This window comes from Planctopirus sp. SH287, assembly GCF_056500625.1.
This window is the reverse complement of record NZ_CM151403.1, coordinates 5,471,324-5,493,660: the sequence shown is the minus strand read 5'-3', so window position 1 is coordinate 5,493,660 and position 22,337 is coordinate 5,471,324. Positions and strand designations below refer to the sequence as shown.

Here is a 22,337-nt window from a genome sequence, read left to right as displayed (position 1 = left end):
GACGGACGGAGTTTATAGAGTGCTGATCCGCTAATCGCGACGGTTTTAACCTCTTCCCCTCTCCAGAGGAGAAGCCGCCCTCAGGCTTTGAGCCATTCTTGTTAGCGGACATTCCGGTTGAACTGTGCCTGAATCGATTCCAGCATGGCACGCTCCAGAACCGTATCACGTCCTCGAGAAATCCAGCCACTGGGAGAGGATTGGCCAACCACCAAGTCAAGATCCCGTTGAAGGGGATTGTAATCCTGGAAGGTCGCCCCGCCTTCAAAGTTGGCAGCCCCTGCCACATCTTCGATTTCTTTGAAGGCTTCCACAGTCACGAAATAGCCACCCTGGGCAGGCGTGACGCTGATATAGGCTTTCCGCCGAATCGATTGCAGTGTGCTTTCCCAGCGGGAATATCCATCCGCCGAGTCACGGTGCCAGGGTTCAAGAATCCCGGCTCCCGTTTTGAATTTCGTCTCGATGATTCCATCGACCCGACTTTCTCTCTCAATCTCGAAGAGATAGTCGTGAACGACGTCGACCGTGGTCTCCCAGGCGGTTTCGTCATTCTGAGCACGGACAAATAGTGGATTCGCTGCCGATTGCGACACTTGTGGCGGGCCACCAGCGCAGCCAATCTCAAAGCAGAGAAGACTGAACAGCAGACCGAATCTTCTAAGTGCAACATCCATGTGCACAATTCCCGACCTTCTGTACCACAAGCTGACTGAAGCGCATCAGCCGGGAATTTCGCAGAGATGCGTCATCTCAACAAGAGGAGTTACAAAGTAAGAACACGCCCTCATCTCAAAAGGGCCGCTCATCCCCCGAAAATGCAGGATGACAGCAAAAAACTGACTACTGCATTGTCAAAGTTGAAAAGCAGGGTTTAACAGGTTGTCAAGTCCGACAACGGAGGACGTTGCGGCGACATCAACCCGAAAACAAAGCCGTGATACGGCATTACAGCGTGGTCACGACGTTTTCAGCCTCAGAGGTATTTGCTGGAGCGAGTGCAGAGACTGCGGGAGCTTCTGTTGCCGCTGCCATCGCCTTGGCACGATTCAGGCTGCTGCAGCATCCCCCCTCTTCTGTTGAAGCAGCCATTGCCACGCCATGACTTAACGAGCAGCAGCTTTTCTTGGACAACGAGCAACTATTCAACTTTTCCGGCTTCCCGCTAATAGCAGCCACAATGCTGCCTTGCTCACTCCATGCCAAAGTGCCGGCGATTCCCAGCCCTAAAACCGCAAACAACAGAAGAAATGACTGGTTCTTGCGGGGAGCAGCCGTTGTTGAAGACTCAACGTAAGCGACGGAATCATCTGCCGGAGATTGTGATTGTTCTGTCATTCTTCGTTCCTCTGAAATGGGAGATACGGCAGACCGACTTCCAACTGGAATCTGGCATGATGCAAACGCCGTTGGTGGGAGAACACGGGATTCTGGAACATTCTAGGGCATGTCCGCCGTTTTCCCAAAGAAGATTTGAAAAAAAGGCTGCCCGCGTTCCTGACATGCCGTTTATCTTGAAAACAACCTGAGAAATGGCATGGGTTTGCGTGAATTACTCAACATTTGGTCGAGCACGCTTGGCGCTGCTGAACGTTGTCAGATATCCTTGGCGATGGAGAGGTGACAGAGCGGTTGATTGTGCCGGTCTCGAAAACCGGTGTACCCGCAAGGGTACCGGGGGTTCGAATCCCCCCCTCTCCGCTTTCTTGTGAAAAAGCCCTTCGACGAGGTTGTCGGAGGGTTTTCTCATTGTTACGCCGAGGTTTGTGGCTTGCGGGCTACCTGTGTGGCGCAGGCAGAAGAAGTTACGGCACTGAACAGAGAGCCATATCGCATCCCTGACCCTAAACAAGGCTGAATCAGTACCGCCGTCGACTTAAGGATGAAACCTCTTGTGGTTTTGCCACCCCGGCAGAAATCGGAATTTCAACCGGGGCCACCCAGCGGGAAATCTATGCAGCCCTGCCAGCAAATTCAGTTGTTGCACGCAGCAAATAATTCCGAACGCATTCGGTCGAGTTCATCGTTTTCTACGCCAAGAGACCCGTTTTTGTCCTGGAACACAATGTCGTTAAGTGATCCCATTCCACCATAAAGATGGCGTATATTCGCTTTAACTTCGTCTGGGTTGGAGGCGTATCTGGAAATGAGATTTCTCAACGCAGCCCCCCACGACTCTTCACCATGCTTGCTCAGGAGGTCTGTTAACCTCTGCACAAGTTCTGGAATTGTAGGCTTCATGTCGCTCCTAAAGTTTATTGAAGCGGTGTGATGCAGAGTGGCGCAGGGTGCCCGTTTTTGGGCTACCTGTGTGCTGGAAGCACAAGAGGCTGATAACAGATAAAAACAAGGTCTGCTGCTGCTTCCGCCCCGCGTCGTTGCTCGACTTGTGGCCAAGGCATTGAAAACCTTCCGCTAGCCCATTTCAATCTCGTTAACCTCTTTTGGCGTTGCCACCCAGGTAGACTGAGTACAGTCAACCTGGGCCACCCCGCCTGGGCTACGGCACTGCTGTATTGCTTAAGATTGGCGATACGGCAAATCACTCTCCCCATACGTTTCTGGGATCGTCTTTCAGGCAATCCCAGTAATCGCGATCCTTGTTGTACGGGGCGATCAACCGCCATCCCTTGAGAAACTGAAAATACTGGTTTATCAAAGGACTGATTTCTTTCACGACCCCCATCTCTTCACCGCCGACCGTTTGGCCTTGGATATTGTGGTATTCGACCGGTAAATCCTCCACAGTGAATTTCTTGGGGCGACTGATGATCTCCATACCATCTCTCCACTCAACACTGGGAGGCGGTTTACGGTGATTGCCTTCGCTATTAGAGAAATACACCTCCACTCCTTTTTCAGTAAGCAATCCGGTTCCTTCCCATTGTTCAGATGGAAAAAAGCAATATCCAAAAATACTAATCTCATCTTCAACAACGACCGCTGCCTGCTCGGCAGTCATCGTGACCAACCAATCTTTTGCAAAAAGCTCTGAAATCGTCTCTTCAATCGGAAGAGACGAAATGTTTCCATAATAGTGTCCGTAAAACCAGCCATTTTCAGCTCGTAACGCTCTGTGATGTAGTTTCGCTAGCTCTGCAAAGGTGCAACCCTCTGCTACAAGCCTCAGCAGATCACACTCCAGCATGGTCATTCGCCGGGCTTCGTCATCCCACTCACGAAAGGTGGTGTTGACGCCCAGTTTCTGAGGATCCAGCGATGCGGCGTTGTAGGCATAACTAATACGTTCTGAGATCAAGTAAACAACCTTTCAAAAAGTGATGAGCCTTTCCAGTCAAGCTTTGCAGTGCCTTTATTCATTCTTCCACATGTGACCGCGATTTCCCCGGCACTCAATTTGGAACGTAGGCCCCACGCCAGGGTGGCACAGGTTGCCCGTTTTTGGGCTACCTGTGTGCTGGAAGCACAAGAGGCTGATGACCGATAATAACAAGGCATGTCGCTGCTTCCACCCCGTGTTATTGTTCGACTTGTGGCCAAGGCATTGAAAACCTTCCGCTAGCCCATTTCAATCTCGTTAACCTCTTTTGGCGTTGCCACCCAGGTAGACTGAGTCCAGTCAACCTGGGCTACCCCGCGCCTACATTTCATGGGTAAGTCCAGTTATAACGGCAAATCATGCCATCTCCGGCATTAACTGCGGACTCTTGCACGTATCCCCTGAGTGCCACTATTGACGAGAAATGAACGTTTAAGTTTCTCATTGGCGACACCACTCATGACAAAGGGTTCTTGCTGGCGGCGTTGTAGTAAAGTAGACTTTTAACCAGAGTCCAAAGTTGCCCAGCTTTTCAACATCAGGACATCCCAATGTTTCGACAGTCTTTATGGATCCTGACCGTAATCGCTGTGGCGATGCCATTGACAGTGGCTACGGAAGTAAAACGCCCACAGACTCCGTATGGCGTCCTGTACAATGAGTGGAAAGCAGAAGTCAAATCGTTGGATGATGTGACTCCTAAGCTGGAGTCTGTCGACAAAAAGGAGAAAAAGCGGCAGATCAATTCGCGATACACGACTCGTTTTCTGGAATTGGCCAAAAACCATCAGCACGACGACTTGTGGCTTGATTGTTTGATCTGGACTACAGTCGAAGGCACGCCAGGCGCAGACTATGATGCCATGTTTGATCTGCTTGGCAGCAACGCGACAACCCTGCGAAATGTGCACCAGTTACAATTGCTGATGTCAGAATTGATTCCACTGCGATCAGACCACATTAATCCAGCATTGACGACAATTTCCGAACAGCATGATAATCATGGTCTGCAAGGCGCGGCTCTCTATGTATTAGCCGCCCGCACCAAACGTCATGCCGAGGAACACGGCGACGAGAATGGTCTTGCTACCGCCGTCAAACTTCTGGAACGAGTCATTAAGGACTACCCTCAAGTTTCTACTTATCGTGGCAAAAACCTCGATAACGCCACGACGTTGCTTGAAGATCTTCGCAGTCCCGTAGCAATTGCCAATACGGCGCCGGACACTCAGGGAAAGACAATTTCAGGAGATAAATTCGACTTGCACGAAGCGATTCAAGGTAAGGTCGCAGTCATCTCATTCTCTGGACACTGGTGTCGTCCTTGTGTTGCTATGCACCCGATCCAGAAAGAAATCATTTCCAGGTTTTCCAAAGAAACTGTCGTTATCGTCGAGATGAATAGTGATTCGCTCGATTCACTTGAGAAAGTACACAAGAAGATTGTTAACGACGGACTTGAATGGACTGTTGTTACTGATGGAAGCGATGGCCCGATTTCAAAACAATGGCGAATTGCTTCGTGGCCAACATACTTCGTCCTTGATGCCAATGGACGGATTCGTCGTCGAGTTTCTGGAAATGTTGGTCCACTGCTCGCCACTTGGGTGAATGAGTTAGTCACAGAAAACAAATAAATATTTATATAATTGTCAACGATATCCACTGTTCTTAGACAGACCTGTTATCGATAAAAATCGCTGAGTGCCCCGGTTGAAATTCCGATTTCTATCGGGGTGCGAAGCCACAAGAGGGTGCGTTGACGAGTGGACATGGACAGAGAGGTGCAAGTCCTCTTCAAGTAGATGTTCTCCGGCTTGTGGCTGACTGAAACTGCGTCGCCGTGAGACGTGGTGGGGAGCATCGGGAGGCGAATGGCCAGCTACGTAGGGCAGGCTTCCGCCTGCCATATAAGATTTGCGGGCATCTCTTCGTAGAAATTGCGGGGAGAGAAGCTCCAAAATGCCACTCAGTCTTGCTTATGCTTATGACAGGATCTCCTCGATGACATGCCCATGCACGTCGGTGAGACGTCGATCGATGCCGTTGCTGAGGAACGTGAGCTTCGTGTGGTCGATGCCCATCAGGTGCAGCATGGTAGCATGAATGTCGTAGACCTGAGTTGGATTGTCTCGATCAAGCGGCTTGTATCCCCATTGATCGGACGGGCCGTGAGTCACTCCGGGCTTGATGCCGCCGCCGCAGAGCCAGTTGGTGAAGACGTAGGGATTGTGGTCGCGGCCTTTGTTCCCTTGAGTCGAAGGCATGCGTCCAAACTCGGTCGTCCAGAGGACGATGGTGTCGTCGAGCAAGCCGCGTTGCTTGAGATCCTTAATCAGTGCGGCGGCTCCGATCGCCATGCCATTCGCGAGCGGGCCATGATCCCGTTTCACATCTTCATGACTGTCCCAGTTGCGGCGGGGAAAGCTGTTGTCGTTGCCCGACCAGATTTGGACATAACGCACGCCCCGCTCCAGCAGCCGCCTCGCAATTAAACATTTGCGACCGAAGTATTCAGCCTCTTCGGGGACGTTGATCTCGGAGCCGTACGTCTTACCCGCGGTTTCAAGCCCATACATCTTCAAGATGTGATCTGGCTCTTTGCTGAGATCGAGTGCCTCGGGCGCGCTGAGCTGCATCTTCGCCGCCAGCTCATAAGTCTTGATGCGCGCATCCAGTCGCGAGTCGCCCGGTCGTTGTTGTTCAAACCCGCGATTCAGTCGGCTGAGCAATGCGAGTCCGTCGCGGTCACTGTTCGCCGTGACGAAGTCCGACTTCGGCAACAGGTCTTCGATGGGGATGTCGCGCTGGGGAAAGATTGTCGTCCCTTGAGTGCTTGCTGGCAGAAACGCGGATGACCAATTCTTCGGCCCGTTCGACGGATAGCCACGATGATCGGGCAACACGACAAATGTTGGCAGGTTGTCGTTCATCGACCCGAGGCCATAACTGATCCAGGCCCCCATGCCGGGAAAGCCGGGATTCTGAAAGCCTGTCGCTTGCAGGAACGTTGCCTGAGAATGCACGCCCGTCTTGCCAACGACGTTATGAATGAACGTCATTTCGTCCGCGACTTCACCCAGTGGAGCGACAACATCGCTGAGCATCTTGCCGCTCTGGCCATAGGCTTTGAACTTGAACGGCGACTTCATCCACGGGCCAAGCCCATTCTGAAACGCTTCGACATGCTCACCGAAATCGGACGCTTCGCCATCATGCTTTTCGAGCGCCGGCTTGTAATCCCAGAGATCCAGATGCGATGCGGCTCCGGACATAAAGAGCTGCACAATCCGCTTGGCCTTAGCCGGATGATGCAGTGTCTTAAGCACCGCTCCCGAGCCAATATCGCCTGTTTGTGCGGCGGTCACACCATCGGCATGCAGCATCGAAGCCAACGCCAAAGCACCAAAACCATGTGCCGACTGGCTGAGGAAATCACGTCGATTGGTCATGGCAACGTCCTTTGATTCACAACTCGCAAGAGTTAGTCGACATATACGAATTCGCTGAGGTTGAAGAGGACTCGGCAGAGGTTGGCGATGCCATGCTTCTGAGCGTAGGCAGTTAGTTCGGCGAGTTCGACTTCTGTCGGCGTTCGGCCAGAAATGCGATGAAAGGCACGTGTGACCTGCTCGGGGACAGATGAGGATTCGTTCGAGAGTTTGCTCGCGAAGTGCCTGGACATCGTCAGTGAAAAGCCGTTGTTGAGCTGCGAGAGAGCTTGCAACGACGTCAGCGTTTCGTTGCGTTGCGGTGTGCTTTGAGACGAGTCCGCGCAGTCGAGCGTTGTCATGTAGGGGTCGGGCTGAGACCGAACGATGAAGCGATAAATCGAACGGCGGTGCGAGGCTGCGTCATCAGGATTGAACTTGTGGTACTCGTAGTGCGGCGAGTGCTCTGGGCGTTCGAGCACGAACAGGTAATAGCCGGGGCCGCCCATCTTGAGATCGAGTTTTCCGCTGACAGAAAGCATTGCGTCGCGGATCTCTTCGGCTTCAAGTCGGCGGCGGTTCATACGCCATAAGAATCGGTTATCGGAATCGATCGCGCTGTTGGATGCGTCATGAGCGGACGACTGCTGGTACGTCGCACTCGTGACGATGAGCCGATGCAGCTTTTTGATGGATTGGCCGTTGTCTCGAAATTCCATCGCGAGCCAATCAAGCAACTCGGGATGTGTCGGCAGTTTGCCCATGCGACCGAAATCGTTCGGAGTTTCAACGAGACCGCGACCAAAGTGATGTTGCCAAACGCGATTCACGATTGAACGCCAGGTCAGTGGATGATCGTGCCGGGTGATCCATTGAGCGAGCGCCGCTCGACGATCCCCTTCAGTGTGATCCGGCGGCAGTTTGAAATGACCGGCAGCGGAAAGTGAAGAGTCTGAACTCAGTTGAATAGGGAGCGTTCCCGGCGTGGACGGCGCGAGCGGTTGCGTCACGTTGCCGCGATGCAGCAAGTGAATCGCGCGGGGCTTGCCGTTCGTTGGGCTGAAGGCCGCAATCGGTGCGAAGTGCGTTGCGGCCGCATAGACCAGCTTGCCTGAGGGAAGGGCTTTGAGTTGCCTGTCGAACGTGGCGATCTCCTGACTGAGCCGCTTGCGTTCAGCAGTTCTCTCGGCGGTTGTGATGCGATCGAGAATGGCCTGTCGCTGCTTCTGAGCCTCTGCCAATTGCCTGATGGCGGCTTCATCACCGGCACTCGCCCAAATCCCGTCGGTGAGGTTCGACTTCCGCCATCGAACAGGGGCTTCCGTCGAATCGAGCGACATCACCTCTGACTTCAACGCGACGTTGTTGCCAGCCGCATCGAACACCTGCAGTTCGGCCAATGCCAGAATGAAATCGTTTTGTCGTGGTGCCAATCTGGTGGCGGTGACGCGGATGAATCGCGCTCTCGTCTTCGTGACCTCGACTTCATACGGAAGCAGCCCCGGATTCGGGACATCCTTTTGCGTGGCATCATGCAGCAGCGTCGCCGATGCGGCAGAGGGATCGATAGCCGACATCCCTCCGGAGACTTTGAATCGCGCCGGGAAGCCGAAGCCCGCGCCAATGTTGTTGAACTCGTCATGACAAGATCGCAGCACGATCTTTGAAATGTCGACATCGGAACCGAGATCAATCTGCACCCACTTCTCGACGTTCTGCTTGGGAGCAATGCCGCTGTGATAGCCGAACTCTGGCCGCTTGGCGGCGGGACTCGCTTTTGATTGCAGGTCGGAAATCTGCTTTTCGATTGCGACTAATTCCGGCCCGCCCTCTTTTTGGATGGCCGCATTCAACGTCACGAGTGCTGCACGAGCGGCCTTCAATTGGTTGCTCAATTGCAACCGCTGCTTTTCGATTTGTGGATCAAGGTCATACGCCCGTTCCGCGCGATCGACGGCAGCGAAGACGGATTGCAGATTGTAGTAATGTTCCTGAGTAAACGGATCGAACTTGTGGTTGTGGCACTGCGCGCATTGGATCGTCACCGAGCAAAACGTGTTGAGCGTATTGCTGACCATCTCATCGCGGTCGGTATGCCGGGCGATTTTGCCATCAATTTTGGACTCGGGCACTTCCGTATGTCCGATCCAATCCCATGGCCCCGCCGCGATGAAACCTAGCCCCAGGATGCCGTCAGCCTGGCCAGGAAACAGGACATCGCCCGCGAGTTGTTCCTGAACGAAGCGGGCATACGGCTTGTCGTCGTTAAAAGACTTGATGACGTAGTCGCGGTAAGGCCAGGCGTTCGGTCGGAGCTTGTCTTTGTCATAGCCGCATGTGTCGGCGTACTTCACGACATCGAGCCAATGGCGCGCCCAGCGTTCGCCGTAGTGCTGCGAAGCGAGTAAACGGTCGACGAGCCGCTCATACGCCGAGGGCTTCATGTCGACGGGTTCCTGTTGAGACTCCTTCACGAAGGCTTCGACGTCTTCAGGCGTGGGCGGCAGACCGATGAGATCAAAGTACAACCGCCGCACGAGCACTCGCGGATCGGCCGGTTTCGATGGAGTCAGTTTTTGCTCAGCAAGCGATTTGAGAATGAATGCGTCGATCGGGTTCCTGATTGACGATTTGACATTTGCGAATTCAGATTGGGATGTCTCCATCAACGCTTCGACGTCGGGTTTCTGCATCGGCTTGAACGACCACCAGTCCGTGTTGTCGACGACCGGCTCTTTGATCGTGAACCCCTCCGGCCACTTCGCCCCGGACTTGATCCAGTCTCGAATCACCGCGACTTCAGCAGCCTGCAGTGGTTCGCCCGATTTCGGCATTGTCGGCTTCTTCCCATTGCCAGACACCAACACCTTGAGCAACTCGCTGTCCTCTGGATTACCCGGTTCGACGTACCCGCTGTCGAGCACTTCGTCTCGCTTCTGCAGCGACAATGTTCCTGCGTGATCGACCGAGTTATGACAACTCACACAGCGGGCTTGCAGTATCGGCGCGACCGACTTCGTAAACGAATCGGACTCTGCCGCCAGCAAGTTGATCGATCCGTTGCTCACTGCAATCGACGCGACGATGAAGGGCAGGAAGACGAAGAATGCGACGCGGAAAAGCTGGCCACAATCACTGCTGAGAGATCGCAAACTCATTTTCGTCCCTTCCGCTGAGGCAGCGTTTTAATGTCTTTTCGAGCGGCCTGCACGTGTTCGAGCATCGCCGACCGAGCCGCTTTAGAGTCTCGATTCTGCACGGCTTTCAAGACAGCTCGATGTCCGAACAGCGCCGGACTCATGCCAGAACATCCTTGATCACGTGACCGTGGACGTCGGTCAGTTTTCGGTCGAGACCGTTGTGGTACCAGGTGAGTCGATCGAAGTCGTAGCCGAGCAGACGCAATACGGTGGCGTAGAATTCCCAGACGTTGGTGACTCTTTCGACGCTGCGGCGGCCGAATTCGTCGGTGGCTCCGTAGGAAACGCCCCCCTTCACTCCTGCTCCCATCATCCAGACCGTGAAGGCGTCCGGGTTGTGGTCGCGCCCGGTTGTGTTGGCCTGATGGGTCGGCATGCGGCCGAACTCGGTCGTCCACAGCACCAGCGTATCGTCCAGCAGGCCGCTTTGTTTGAGATCTGTGAGCAGCGCTGCCGTCGGCTGATCAAAGATCGGGCAATGCCGTTCGTAGTCGGATTTTAGAGTGCGATGAGCGTCCCAGTTCAACAGGCCATCGACGCCGCTGGCCCTCGACGCACAGTACAGATTGACGTACCGCACGCCTCGCTCCAGCAGACGCCGCGCAAGTAAACAGTTGCGCGCATACGCTGCGAGCAGTTTGTTGTTGCTGTCGGTGCCATAAAGCTGGTGAGTCTGTTCGGTTTCGGAGCTAAGATCCGAAACCTCGGGCGCGGAGACCTGCATGCGGGCCGCGAGTTCATAGGCCGCCATCCTTGCTGCGAGCGAACTATCGCCGGGGTTTGTCGCGATGTGCTCGGAGTTCAGCAGTTTCAAAAAGTCGCGTGAGGCGGCCTCTTCGTCGGCAGTGATCTCGGCGGGGCGTTTGAGATTGCGAATGTCGAGATGCGCCGCCATCACCATCGCCTGATGTTTGGCGGGGAGAAAGCCGTTGCTCCAGTTCGCCTTACCGTTGGGCGGTTCGCCACGAAGATCCGGTAGTGCGACGTAGGTCGGCAGATTGTCGTTGGCGCTGCCGAGGGCATATCCCAACCATGCACCGGCGCTGGCAAAGCCTTCCTGAGCATGCCCCGTATTCATCAGCACGCAACCGGGGCCGTGCGTGTTGGTCTTCGAGGTCATCGAATGAATGAAAGCGATGTCATCAACGTGCCTGGCCATGTGAGGCAGGAGCGAAGAAATCCGCTTCCCACTTTGTCCGCGTGCCACGAACTCCCACGGTGGAGCCATCAGGTTGCCGTTTTTTCCCTGAAACGACACCAGATTCTCTTCGCCGGGTAACGGTTGCCCGCTCCGTTTGACGAGTTCCGGCTTATCGTCCCAGAGGTCGATATGAGAAGCGGCTCCGGGACAAAACACTTGCAGAACACGCTTGGCTTTGGCGGGAAAGTGAGTCTGCCCGACTCCCGGCATCCAGCCTGAACCGGGTGACGACGCTTCAGAGGCGAAGCCATCGCGCTGTAATAAGTGCGACAGCCCGATCCCCGCCAAGGCAGAAAACGAATTGTTGAGGAAATCACGACGAAGGATGGAAGGCATGTTGGGTTTCCGGTTCATGTGACTGAGCCGCAAGGCGCTCGCCGTGGGTCATGGATCGCTGGCAGGGCTTCAATTGACATGGATCAGTTCATTGGAGTTGAGCATCGCTCGACAGAATGCTCGCAGGCCGTGCGTTTGGATGACCCCCACACCGGCGGCGAGTTCTCGTTCGTTCGGTTCGCGAGCGAACGACAATGCAAAAGCTCGGCGAACACGAGACGGGGCGTCGGTCTCTTCACGGTTCAATCGCTCGGCCAGCGAGCGGGCCATGTCGAGTGAGAAGTTGTGATTCATCAACGTCAGTGCCTGCAGGGGAGTCGTCGTTGTGGCCCGGCGCGGTTCGGCGAACGCCGGGTCGGGGCAGTCGAAATCGGTCATGACGTCCACGCGCGCCGCTCGCGCGTTGTGGTGATAGACTGCGCGGCGATACGTCCCCGAACCATGCACATCCAGCGGCACATAGGTCGCGACGTTGTCCTGCTGGTACTCGTACAACCGATAACCCGGCCCGCCCATGGTGAGATCGAGTTTGCCAGCCACTTGCAGCAGCGAGTCGCGGACTTCTTCGGCGCTCAGTCGTCGCGGAGGGAATCGCCACAGCAGCCGGCTGTCGGCATCTTCGCGTGCCGCAGATTCGCGCCATAAGGTGCTCTGTCGATACGTCTGCGACATCATAATGAGTCGATGTAGCGGCTTGAGCTTCCAGCCATTTCGCAGCAACTCGCGAGCCAGCCAATCAAGCAACTCTGGATGAGTCGGTCGGCCGCCCATGTAGCCGAAGTCGCTCGGCGTATCGACAATGCCAGTTCCAAAGTGATACTGCCAGACGCGATTCGCCAGCACTCGTGGAGTCAGCGGATTGTCAGCGGCGGTCAGCCACTTCGCCAAAGCGAGTCGTCTGGCGCCTTCCTCTTGAGCGATATCCAGCCGATAGGCCGACGGCAGTGATTTCAAGACGTCGAGACTCGCTGGAGTAACTTCGTCTCCGCGGCGTTGAGGATTGCCACCAATAAACACCTGAAACGGGCCTGGCGCGGGCTTGTGCGTGCCGACCCACCAGACTGGCAGAGGCGGTATTTTTGCAATGAGTGCGTCGATGCGACTGATCTCTCGCATCGCACTGGAGAGTTGTTCGGCGTCTGCTGCCGTCGTCACGAGCTTCCGCAAGCGAGCTTGCTTTCGTGATTCGGTCGGAGGAACGCGATCCGTCGAGCTGGCGACTTGATGCCACTCTTTCCCATCGGACGAGATCTCGATCCGATAGTCGCCGACGAACGTTGTGAGCGAATGATCTTCGCCGAGTGCCCGAGTTCGATCACTTGAAAAGAAGACCCGCGAGATCCGCTCTGGACTGGCAAGCGTGACGACCAACTCGTGGCCCCCCGCTTGCCAGCGTTCGCCGAACTTGCCGTCGATCGTCAAAGCCGGGCCGTAAGCCCCGGCAAAGTCTTTGGCATTGCGGGAAGCACCACTCGCTGTCGCGCCTGACGACTCCAGCGCGACGTTGCGAGAATCTGTTTCATCGGTCCAGACCTCGAACTCATCGAGCTTGAATTGAGACTGCCTGGGGTCTTTGGCATCGGTTCCTTCGACCGTGAGCCGCACGAACCTGGCGTCGATGGGAGCGAAGCGTTCTTCCGTGCCGTACCGACTGATGCGCGGTCTCGTCCAGGTTTTGGCGACGTCGCCTTCGCGCTGCTTAGCCCGTTCAGCAAGATCACGTTCAATCGCGTCCCGCCGCGCCAGATGTTGATTGCGCTCGGTTTGCAGCGGTTGGAGCTTCGCGGTTCGCTCAGCCCGCGCGGCCTGGGTACTGACTTCGCGCGGGCCGTGCACTGTGCCGGAAAACGTGGCAGACAACGCGTAGTAATCGCGAGTCGGCAATGGATCGAACTTGTGGTCATGGCATCGCGAGCAGCCGATGGTCAGCCCGAGAAACGCTTCGCCCGTCGCACGAATCATCTCATCCATCTGGTCGGCCCGGATCTGAGCCGCCGCGATGGGATCCTGATTGCCGACATCGTCATACGGGCCGGCCACGAGGAATGCTGATCCGATCTCGACATCTGGCTGATCTTTGCCGATCACGTCTCCGGCGAGATGTTCCAGCACGAGCCGATCAAACGGCTTGTCGTCGTTGAAGCTCTTGATGATGTAGTCACGAAACGGCCAGAGGTTGGTGATGATCTCGTTCCGCTCGTAACCACGACTCTCGCCGAAGCGAATGACATCGAGCCAATGCCGGCCCCAGCGTTCGCCGTACTGCGGACGTTCGAGCAGTCGGTTGACGAGTCGCTCGACAGCTGCGTCGTTCAGTCCGTCAGCACACTCGCGAACGAAGGCTTCCACTTCCTCGGGTGACGGCGGCAAGCCGATCAAATCGAACGTCGCCCGGCGAATGAATGACCTCGCGTCCGCCGCGGGATTCGGCTGCAAGCCACTCTCGCGAAGTTTGGCGAGCACGAAGCGGTCGATCGGATTCACTGCCCAGCCCGAAGGCGTGTCGTCTAATTTCGGAGGCACGACTTCACCGATGGGCTGCAACGACCAGAAGTTCGCGTCCGCTTTGGCCTTTTCTTCCAGGACGAATTTGTCTGGCCACGTTGCCCCGGCCGCAATCCAGTCGCGCAGCGATTCCGCTTCTTTTACCGTCAGCGGGTCTCCCTTCTCGGGCATCTCGGGACGCTGGCCTTCAGGAGCGATTGCGCGCGTGTAGACCGGACTCTCCGCAGCCTTACCCGGCACGAGCGAGTCTCCGCTGTCGCCGCCCTTCAGCAATCCTTCGCGCGTGGTCATGTCGAACCCGCCCTTGAGATTATCAGGCCGATGACATGCCACACACTTCGCCGCCAACGCGGGAGCGACCCTCTGAAGGAACTGTTCGCTCGGCTCAATCGACGGAGATTCCTCTGCCGCATCGACCGATGCCGGCAACAGACACACCACGATCAGACCGGCGAAATACATAGCCAATTTCATGCAGTCACCTTTTTCGTTCGTCATGGCTGTGGAACCGATCGGTCGTTCTTTTCGGCAGCAGGCGCCAGCCGATCGAGGACGGCTTGCATGTGTTGCTGCATCGCATCAGCCGCTGCGTCCGGGTCGTGTTCTCGAATGGCCTTGAGAATCGTCTTGTGCAATCGTCGACCCAGTTGGTTGTCGCGTTGTGAAGGAGTCGTGCGGGCCATCTGGGTGAGCACGAACTCGTAGATCACTTCCATCAGGTTCTGCATCAGCGCGTTGCCCGAGATGTCGAGCAACTTGCGATGAAACTGAAAGTCGAGTTCCAACGCCACCGGGTACGGCAACTCGTCGTCATCAAGTTGCTTGAGCAGCACTGCCAGTTCCGCGACCTGCTCCTCCGACGCACGCTCGGCCGCCTGACGTGCGGCTTGCACTTCAATCGCGGTCCGCAATTCGGCATACGACCGCAACTCCTGCGGCGAGATCGTGACGGCGGATCGCAATAACCGCACACAGTTCGCCAGACTTGTCGCATTTCCCACGAACGTCCCGCGCCCGCGCTGAATATCGACGAGTCCGATGCTCTGCAGTCGGGCGAGCGCTTCCCGCAACACCGGGCGGCTCACTTTCAATTGCTCGACGAGATCATGCTCACCAGGGAGTCGCTCTCCGGCCATGAGTTGGCGATCTTTAATCACCTTCGCTAACCGCTCGACGACCAGGTCTGCCGTCGTCTGGCGAGGTTCAATGGCGTCAATTTCCATGCCAGCTCCCGGAAGGGGTTGTTTACTTGTCTGACATGCTACTTATCAACACGTACGGATGCAACGATGTTACGCGAAACGCACTTTGAAATAGCGCGTTGATGACCGCAAAAACACGCTTTCTCTCAAAGCGGTCAGCATGGCACACAGATCGCTATTTCAAATGGAAATGCGTCTCAGTGTACTTCGCGTCCAGTGGAGCTTCCCAGGAATGGTGGTGCTGGGTCAGGCTTATGCGGCCTCAACCCGGCCTCAACCCGGCATCATCCAAATCGTCTGCCACGCCCCCCTACGCCAAAACTCGCTGTTAATGTCTGAGTTTCGTATCAGGTCGGGGCAACAGGCGTTATTTACAGGCGTTATTTACTGTGGGCGTCGTTGGTGAAGAGGCCGTAGCCTGCGATCAGGCCATCTTTCATGATGATCTGCTGCTTCGCGCGGCGGGCGACAGAATTTTCGTGCGTCACCATAATAATTGTGCGGCCTTCCGCATTCAGTTCTCCCAGGAGCGCCATGATCTCCTGTTCGGTGGCCGAGTCCAGGTTTCCGGTCGGTTCGTCAGCCAGGATGATTTCGGGATCGTTGATCAGAGCACGCGCAATCGCCACGCGCTGCTGTTGCCCCCCCGAAAGCTGAAAGGGGCGGTGATCCAATCGTTCAGCCAATCCGACGCGAGCTGCCAGATCCAGACAGCGGTTCATATCCTGGGGGCTAATGGTTCGTTGATCGGCCCGATAGTGAAGCGGAACCTGAATATTTTCCAGCACCGTGTACTGGGCGATCAGATTATAAGACTGAAAGATAAAGCCAATCAGCTTGTTGCGAATTTCAGACAGCTGATCGTCATTGAGTTCGCTGACATCATGGCCTGCCAGTATGTATTGTCCATCCGTTGGACGGTCGAGCGCCCCCAGCAGGTTGAGCATGGTGCTTTTGCCGCTCCCCGATGACCCCATGATGGCAACATAGTCACCTTCCGGAAAGTCGACGGAAACACCGCGCAGGGCACGCACCAGATGCTCACCAAGCTGGTACGTTTTATGGATATCAATCAGCCGGGCGGCATACTTCATGCTTCAAGACTCGGAAGAAGGAGCGTTTCCAGTTCAGTTGCCCCCGGTCAGTTGCCGCTGGCAGGCAGTTCCGGAGCAGATGTGGGCTGCTGTCGACCACGAGATACTTCAGTGGTGGGAAGCTCAGGAGCCTGCAAGCTTCCCGCACTTTCACCGCTTTTTTCACGGGGTGATCCGGGAGATGATTCAGGAGGCAACGCAAGTGGTGATCCAAGAGGTAATCCACTGGGCGTTTCACCGGCTATCGCGGCACGAGGAATTGCCGGTGATGCCGGGAATTCTGCTGGGGAACCTGCGGAAGGCGCTCCTGTGACAGGGAGACCATCAGCTGGCATTCCGCCAGTGCGGCCTTCCCCGCGTCGTGGCCCACCGGCCGCTTCACCACTGCGTGGCCCGTTACCTGGATTGCCAGGGCCAGCCGGATTAGGGCCGGCCGGATTAGGCCCGGCTCCGTTGAATCCGGGGCCACCAGCCGGGCCGCCCATGCCGCGATTGCCCATACCGGGGCCGCCCGCGCCTTGGCCACCCGGCCCACGCCCACCGGGACGACGTACTCCCTCTGCTCCGGTTTGTTCGGCTTCTTTCTTCGCTAACTCGTTTTCTAACTGGCCCACTTCTTTCGCAAAAAACGTCCGGGGATTCATGACCACACGGTCACCATCAGCCAAGCCCTCCCTGATCTCAATCTGGCGATCATTTGTGCGGCCTATCTTGATGGTCTTGCGTTCATAGCCTTCGTCCTTGCGAACCCACGAGTACTGATCACGACCAATGGTCACCACAGCCTGAACTGGAGCGAGCAGAACATCCTGAAGTTCTGAAACGACAATTTCGATATTGGCCGACAAGCCTGGACGCAGCTTATTGATCTTGGCAACGGTATCGGTCAGACGCACCGACGCTTCGTATTCTTTCACGTCGCCGCGAGCAAACGAATTGTTGGAAAGGGGGACTGAGGAAACGGTATCCACCACTCCCGCAAAAACTTCGCCCGAATAAGCGTCAATTCTCACACGGACGGGCAATCCGGTGCGAACCAGACTGATCCGGCTTTCATGAATACGGGCATTCACCTTCATCGCATCATAGTCGGGGAGATTGATGATCGCCTGACGTTCGCGAACGACAGAACCTTCTTCAATGACAGCGGTGTCCGACCGGCGAGGATCACGTGAGTTAGCCCAGACAACCTGTCCATCCTGCGGCGCGCGGATCGTACAGGCGGCAATCTGAACACGCAGCTTTTCGTATTTATCCGTCTCGACTTTGAACGTCAGTTCGCATTTGGAAAGCTCGGCCTGCTTCTGCGACAAAGCCGCCACAGACTTCCGCTTCACGCGATGAATCTCACGCTCGAATTCCTTGGCATTCGCCTGAAGCTCTTCCAACGTACGAACGTAAGTAAACTCTTTGAGCACCTTGAGCTTTTCTTCTGCCACCTTCAGATCGATCTCTGCCTTGGTCACGGCAATACGCTCGGCTTCCAGATCGTTCTGGCTGCGATAACCCTTTTGAACCATGCGGCGAACAAAAGCCTGCGATTCTTCAGCACGCGAGAGGTTTTCTCGAGCCAACGTCACGGCTCCAGACAATTCGTTGACCTGCTGAAGAAACTCACCTTCTTCAAACTTCCGCAGATCGAGCAACGCCAACGACAGTTTCAACTCAGCCGCAGCGATATCACTCTCGTTTTGTGTTTTCTGGATTTCGACGTTTTCCTGCGCTTGTGAAAGGAGCGCTTCCGCTTGCGTCAGGCTGATTTTTTGGGTGGTCTCGCGGTCAACAAGGGCAGAGGAATCCAGCTCGCAGACAATATCCCCTTCCTTTACGAATGTCCCTTCAGGGGCAATGCTGATGATGGTAGTCGTGCCTTCCACCTGTGAAGTGAGGATCGCATTGCGTGCACTGTCCAGTGTCCCGGTTTCTGTGACGAGCACCTGCATGTCGCCCAGTCGAACCGCGCTGGTCATGACTCCGTCAGCCGCTTCATCAGGGGCGGCTTTGATCATCCCGAATTGCGGGAACATGAGAACGCCACCCACTCCAGCTGCCAACAGGAGTGCCAGTGCGATCCATTTGCCCCATCCCCCTTTGCGCTTCTTCGCCAGTTCCCGTTTGGAGGCCTCCACTGTGGATGACCGGCTCGGAGCCGCTGGGGGTTTCGTAGCTGGCTTGCTGGATGCTACCGGTGGAACTTCCTGCCCGATCGCTGAGGGCGACTCCACTGCCGAAGCCGGCGTAGATGTCGATGGATGCGGGGGCTGGTGTGTCAATCCGTCCAGTTCGAGATACGACGGATCGTTCTCGCTGGAGGAGCTCTTGAGTTCCCAGGGAGACGATGCGTGCGGCTGTCGGGGGGAGGCTGGCGGTGTCATAGGCAGGCTCATTATTGGCAGAATCGGCAGGTGACAAGCGGGATTGGTAGATCTCATCGATCCAGATCCCCCGTTCGTCCACCTGCATGATATCCATGTCACGGTAAATGTTAATGCGATTACGCTCGTAATCGACCCAAATTCCAATCAGATCGTTTTGAGCACTCAGGACAGCGTTCAAGGCATTCAGCAAATTCAAACCAGTATTACCGCCCTGATTGGTACGACCGGCGTTGCCACCGGCAGCGGCTGTGGGTGCATTATTGTTCTCAATGGCCAGATCGAGCTGCATGGCGGAAAACCGCAATGTTTGTCGAGCTGTTTCAAAATTCTGGCGTAGGACAGCCAATTGCCGCCACTCGGCCCGAACATCTGCTTTGACATCATCCTCCAGGGCCATGTAATCGCGACGCGACCTCTGGTAATTAATCTGCGATTCGCGGTAATTGTTCCGCTCAATTATTTGATCAAGTGGCGCAGTCACCTGAACGCCCGCGCGGTACTGGCTGTTTGAACCCCGGAAATCGAAGGGTTTATTCCCCGCCGATGTCCCAATATCTCCTTCTGCGACGAGATTGACCTGAGCTTGTAACCGGTTGGCGGCCACTTCCATTCGTCGACGACTATCAACCACAAAGGCCCGCTGATTCATCAGGTCAAGCCGGTTTTCGATGGCCTGTTCAACGACGTTATCGAATCCCAGATCAAAATCGGCCAGTTTGATGAGTTCCACACGCAGACCCAATTGAACCACCTTAAGGCTTTGCGTCACCTGAAGCAGTTTTTCTCGGCATTTTTTGAGTTCATCAACGGCATCTTTCCACTGAGCGGGCGTCCAGACGGCGTCCTGGGGACGGCTGCGAAGGATGTCGATGCGTTCACGAATGGACGCAAAATCCTGAATTTGTGATTGGAACACCTGGGCATCGCGCTCCAGGTTCTTGCGGTATTGTTCTCGCAGTCGGGATTCTGGCAGCCGCGAGACACGATACGTTTCATTGGCAGCCACCCTTTGGAAATCGTTCCGAACTGTTTCCAGGCTGTCTCGTTCAATCCGATCCATCATTTCGACCAGACGATCAGCGACGCCGTAAAATGTCCTGGAATCCACGACTTTATCATCCAGCTGGCTGATGTCGCTGATAAAACTAATGACATCATTTTCCCGTTCGTTGAGTCGTGGATCGATCAACTCAAATTGCTTGAGCAATTCCGTCTTAATGGAAAGCTGAAAGTCGGTGGGAATGCCCAGCTGGAATTTGAACTGATCAAGGTTATCCTGGAACGATCGCTCTGCAGACCGCAGGGCGTTTTCCGAATTCGCCAGACGGGTAACCAGCTGAGCGATATCCAGGCTGATCGTTTCCGTTTCCAGTTGCCGGTACATCGACTCCACAGCGATTCGCCAGCTTGCGTTTGCAGAAAGCGCAAGTAACCGTGTCCGTGTCTCGGCCGTCATCGGGCCACTCCAACCGATTTCCAGTTTCGCGGGATTCAGAACCAGTTGCTCGGCGAATTCCGGCGGTGGGTTCAAATCCAGCGGAAAAGGTTCCACCCGAACACTGAAAACCTGCGGCTTCGCGGAATTAAGTGCCCGCAGTCGTTCAACCTGAACAATCAGCGCCTGAATGTTGTCTTTCTGGTTACGAACCTGCTGGTACTGACGCAACAGCCCCAGAAATCCACCACCTGGCCCGTTGATGACGGTGTCACTGAAGAAAATCTTCCGGAAGCGGGCTAACGACCGGACACTGTAGAGAACCTGACGCTCTTGTTGCGTCAGGTTTTCCATCACAACTTTCCGACCGGCACCGAGCAGCAATGGCTGCACAAGCGAGTAACTGAGGATCGAGACACTATTCGTCTGATTGGGGCCTGAAAACAGCCATAACGTGTTGTTCGTCAGCTCGGCAATCCACTGTCCCCCGGTGGGAAGAAATTGGCTGACGCCGAATGCGCTGCCCATGGCCAGATTGTTGGGGCCGCGGGGCGAATTGCGATATTCCAGGGAGCCATTGGGTTCACCGCCAAAGCCCAGATATCTCACGTTGAACTGGTATTGTTCAAACGTCAGGTCGAGCGCAGCCAGATAGACATCTTCGATCGTTGACTGGTAATTGCGATTGTTCAGATTCGCCAGTTCAATGGCCTGCTCCAGCGTCAGGTCATTGAGGGTCGGGACACTTCGCCCGGTGGTGAGAGCCTTGCCGTCGTCGTCTGTGGCAATCACAGGTGTCTCATTGGCCTCAGTGGCTACACCGGGCAAAGGAGCGGGTTCCACAACGGGAGTGAGAACGGGCGTGGGTGCAGAATTCACCCCCTGACCGGGAGTCTCTTCAAACCCGGGAGCCGCTGGAATGGGCAGAGGTGGCAACAGCCCGTCAAATGTGGTCTGAGCCACAACCTCATGACTGGCCAGTTGAATCTCTCCCGAAGAGGCATCTCCAGACTTTGCCGGAATTTTGGACATCGGGAGTGCGTTGATCTCAGTCGGTAAAATAGCCGGAATTTCTTGATTCAGGACATCAGCCGCCTGCTTTTCGGTGCTGACAAATTCATCGCTGCGGCCGGGAATCAACTCAGGCGAAAAGCCGAAATTGGCCAACCACTGAGGGTTCTCAACCGTGAGCGATTCGCCCAGCTTGTGCCAGCTTTTGTAGCCATTCCACCCACTGGCCCGCACCATGTATTGGGCAGCGGCGGGATCATCGGGTGGCAGTGGTTCATGATCGGGATCAAAGGGATCATAGAAGCGGCTGCGCCCGTCGGCCTCGACCGTCACGCGGGGAAGATCCCAGCGCGGATCGCGCGTCTTCTTGAGGACTTCATTATAAGTGTCGAAGTCGGCTTGCGTCCGCCAGAAATTGCGCGAACAACCAGTCAGACCACTCAGTAGCCATCCACAGCAAATGACGATGATCACCGCCTGCCGGGGGGAAGGGCTGCTCCATCGGGAAGTCTTTATTGGGGCGTGCATCAGGAAGCCTCCCTTCGCCAGAAACGTGCTGCGGGGAGTGTGGCCACTTCTTCAGGACGAAGATCTCGCAGGATGGCTTTCAGCCACATTCCCAGTTGGACTTTGCGATCTTCTCCCAGCGAACTGAGCGAGGCCTCGGCCCAGCGGTAACGCACATGCTCCACCACGTTCCAAAGTTCCAGGCCGGCCGGTGTCAGACAAAGCAGACGTTTGCGACGATCTCCCTTGGGCGTGATGCGTTCCAGCACACCATCAGCCTGAAGGCGATCCACCAGCATGGAAATATTCGATTCGGACTGCATCAGCAGCCGGGCCAACTCAGTTTGCAGGATTCCCTCAGGGTGACGATCCGCCAGAAGCTTGAGCAACCCGTACCGGGCTTCGGTCATGTTCCATTGGCTTAACTGGGAATCCAGCTCCATTTTCAGAACATGGGACGTACGGAACAGCAGTTCCAGAACCTGATCCGCAGAAAGCATTGGGGCCACGGTGAGCGACGGGGCCATCGGCAAATGTTCCACAGGGCATTCCTGTCCAGCAATGGCAGCAACCTGCGGCGGCAGAAATTGCCGTGACCGCTCAGGAAGACTGCCCTTCATCCCTTAACATTTCGGCCTCGAACCCTTCGTAACTGAAGGAAAACCACGCCTAATCGGAATCTCTGGCTGGCCGTGCTTGATTCGATCTGCCAATTTGGCCACAACAAGGTATTGCCACCAGCATTGTTCGTATTTTG

The 22,337-nt window shown here is 55.6% G+C and carries 15 protein-coding genes and 1 tRNA gene; 2 read left to right on the top strand and 14 right to left on the bottom strand.

Annotated elements, in window-relative coordinates:
- Positions 1–101: 101 nt before the first annotated feature.
- Both SH287x_RS20460 and SH287x_RS20455 read right to left on the bottom strand, forming a co-directional pair.
- Complete coding sequence (locus SH287x_RS20460; RefSeq protein WP_479516269.1) at positions 102–677, bottom strand: hypothetical protein; 576 nt, start codon at positions 675–677, stop codon at positions 102–104.
- A 271-nt stretch (positions 678–948) separates the two neighbouring features.
- Positions 949–1,338, bottom strand: coding sequence for a hypothetical protein (locus SH287x_RS20455; RefSeq protein WP_479516268.1), 390 nt, complete (start codon positions 1,336–1,338; stop codon positions 949–951).
- Between the two features lie 276 nt (positions 1,339–1,614).
- Here SH287x_RS20455 and SH287x_RS20450 point away from each other — a divergent pair.
- Positions 1,615–1,701: transfer RNA gene (locus SH287x_RS20450), tRNA-Ser, on the top strand.
- Positions 1,702–1,974: 273 nt separating this feature from the next.
- Here SH287x_RS20450 and SH287x_RS20445 read toward each other — a convergent pair.
- Both SH287x_RS20445 and SH287x_RS20440 read right to left on the bottom strand, forming a co-directional pair.
- Positions 1,975–2,241 carry a DUF6966 domain-containing protein gene (locus SH287x_RS20445; RefSeq protein ID WP_479516266.1) on the bottom strand — a complete coding sequence of 89 codons (267 nt, stop codon included), beginning with the start codon at positions 2,239–2,241 and terminating at the stop codon, positions 1,975–1,977.
- A gap of 301 nt (positions 2,242–2,542) precedes the next feature.
- Positions 2,543–3,259 carry a hypothetical protein gene (locus SH287x_RS20440; RefSeq protein ID WP_479516265.1) on the bottom strand — a complete coding sequence of 239 codons (717 nt, stop codon included), beginning with the start codon at positions 3,257–3,259 and terminating at the stop codon, positions 2,543–2,545.
- A gap of 572 nt (positions 3,260–3,831) precedes the next feature.
- Here SH287x_RS20440 and SH287x_RS20435 point away from each other — a divergent pair.
- On the top strand, positions 3,832–4,917 hold the full coding sequence (locus SH287x_RS20435; RefSeq protein WP_479516263.1) for a TlpA family protein disulfide reductase: 1,086 nt from the start codon (positions 3,832–3,834) through the stop codon (positions 4,915–4,917).
- A gap of 348 nt (positions 4,918–5,265) precedes the next feature.
- Here SH287x_RS20435 and SH287x_RS20430 read toward each other — a convergent pair whose 3' ends face one another.
- The 10 genes from SH287x_RS20430 to SH287x_RS20385 all read right to left on the bottom strand — a co-directional run bounded on the left by SH287x_RS20430 (position 5,266) and on the right by SH287x_RS20385 (position 22,200).
- On the bottom strand, positions 5,266–6,732 hold the full coding sequence (locus SH287x_RS20430) for a DUF1501 domain-containing protein (protein ID WP_479516261.1): 1,467 nt from the start codon (positions 6,730–6,732) through the stop codon (positions 5,266–5,268).
- A 32-nt stretch (positions 6,733–6,764) separates the two neighbouring features.
- Positions 6,765–9,869: a PSD1 and planctomycete cytochrome C domain-containing protein gene (locus SH287x_RS20425; protein ID WP_479516260.1), complete on the bottom strand. Its 3,105-nt coding sequence runs from the start codon at positions 9,867–9,869 to the stop codon at positions 6,765–6,767.
- Positions 9,866–10,012: a hypothetical protein gene (locus tag SH287x_RS20420; protein WP_479516259.1), complete on the bottom strand. Its 147-nt coding sequence runs from the start codon at positions 10,010–10,012 to the stop codon at positions 9,866–9,868. The genes SH287x_RS20425 and SH287x_RS20420 overlap by 4 nt, the downstream gene beginning before the upstream one ends.
- On the bottom strand, positions 10,009–11,448 hold the full coding sequence (locus SH287x_RS20415) for a DUF1501 domain-containing protein (protein WP_479516258.1): 1,440 nt from the start codon (positions 11,446–11,448) through the stop codon (positions 10,009–10,011). Before SH287x_RS20415 ends, SH287x_RS20420 begins: the two co-directional genes overlap by 4 nt.
- A gap of 69 nt (positions 11,449–11,517) precedes the next feature.
- Complete coding sequence (locus SH287x_RS20410; protein ID WP_479516257.1) at positions 11,518–14,427, bottom strand: DUF1553 domain-containing protein; 2,910 nt, start codon at positions 14,425–14,427, stop codon at positions 11,518–11,520.
- Between the two features lie 20 nt (positions 14,428–14,447).
- A complete protein-coding gene (locus tag SH287x_RS20405) occupies positions 14,448–15,176 on the bottom strand; it encodes a FadR/GntR family transcriptional regulator (protein ID WP_479516256.1) in 729 nt (242 codons plus the stop codon).
- Between the two features lie 359 nt (positions 15,177–15,535).
- A complete protein-coding gene (locus tag SH287x_RS20400) occupies positions 15,536–16,249 on the bottom strand; it encodes an ABC transporter ATP-binding protein (RefSeq protein ID WP_479516255.1) in 714 nt (237 codons plus the stop codon).
- 47 nt (positions 16,250–16,296) lie between these two features.
- Positions 16,297–18,276 (bottom strand): efflux RND transporter periplasmic adaptor subunit, encoded by a 1,980-nt coding sequence (locus SH287x_RS20395; RefSeq protein ID WP_479516253.1) that lies wholly within the window; start codon positions 18,274–18,276, stop codon positions 16,297–16,299.
- Positions 18,239–21,601, bottom strand: coding sequence for a TolC family protein (locus SH287x_RS20390; protein ID WP_479516252.1), 3,363 nt, complete (start codon positions 21,599–21,601; stop codon positions 18,239–18,241). Before SH287x_RS20390 ends, SH287x_RS20395 begins: the two co-directional genes overlap by 38 nt.
- Positions 21,601–22,200: a MarR family winged helix-turn-helix transcriptional regulator gene (locus SH287x_RS20385; protein WP_479516251.1), complete on the bottom strand. Its 600-nt coding sequence runs from the start codon at positions 22,198–22,200 to the stop codon at positions 21,601–21,603. Before SH287x_RS20385 ends, SH287x_RS20390 begins: the two co-directional genes overlap by 1 nt.
- Positions 22,201–22,337 lie beyond the last annotated feature (137 nt).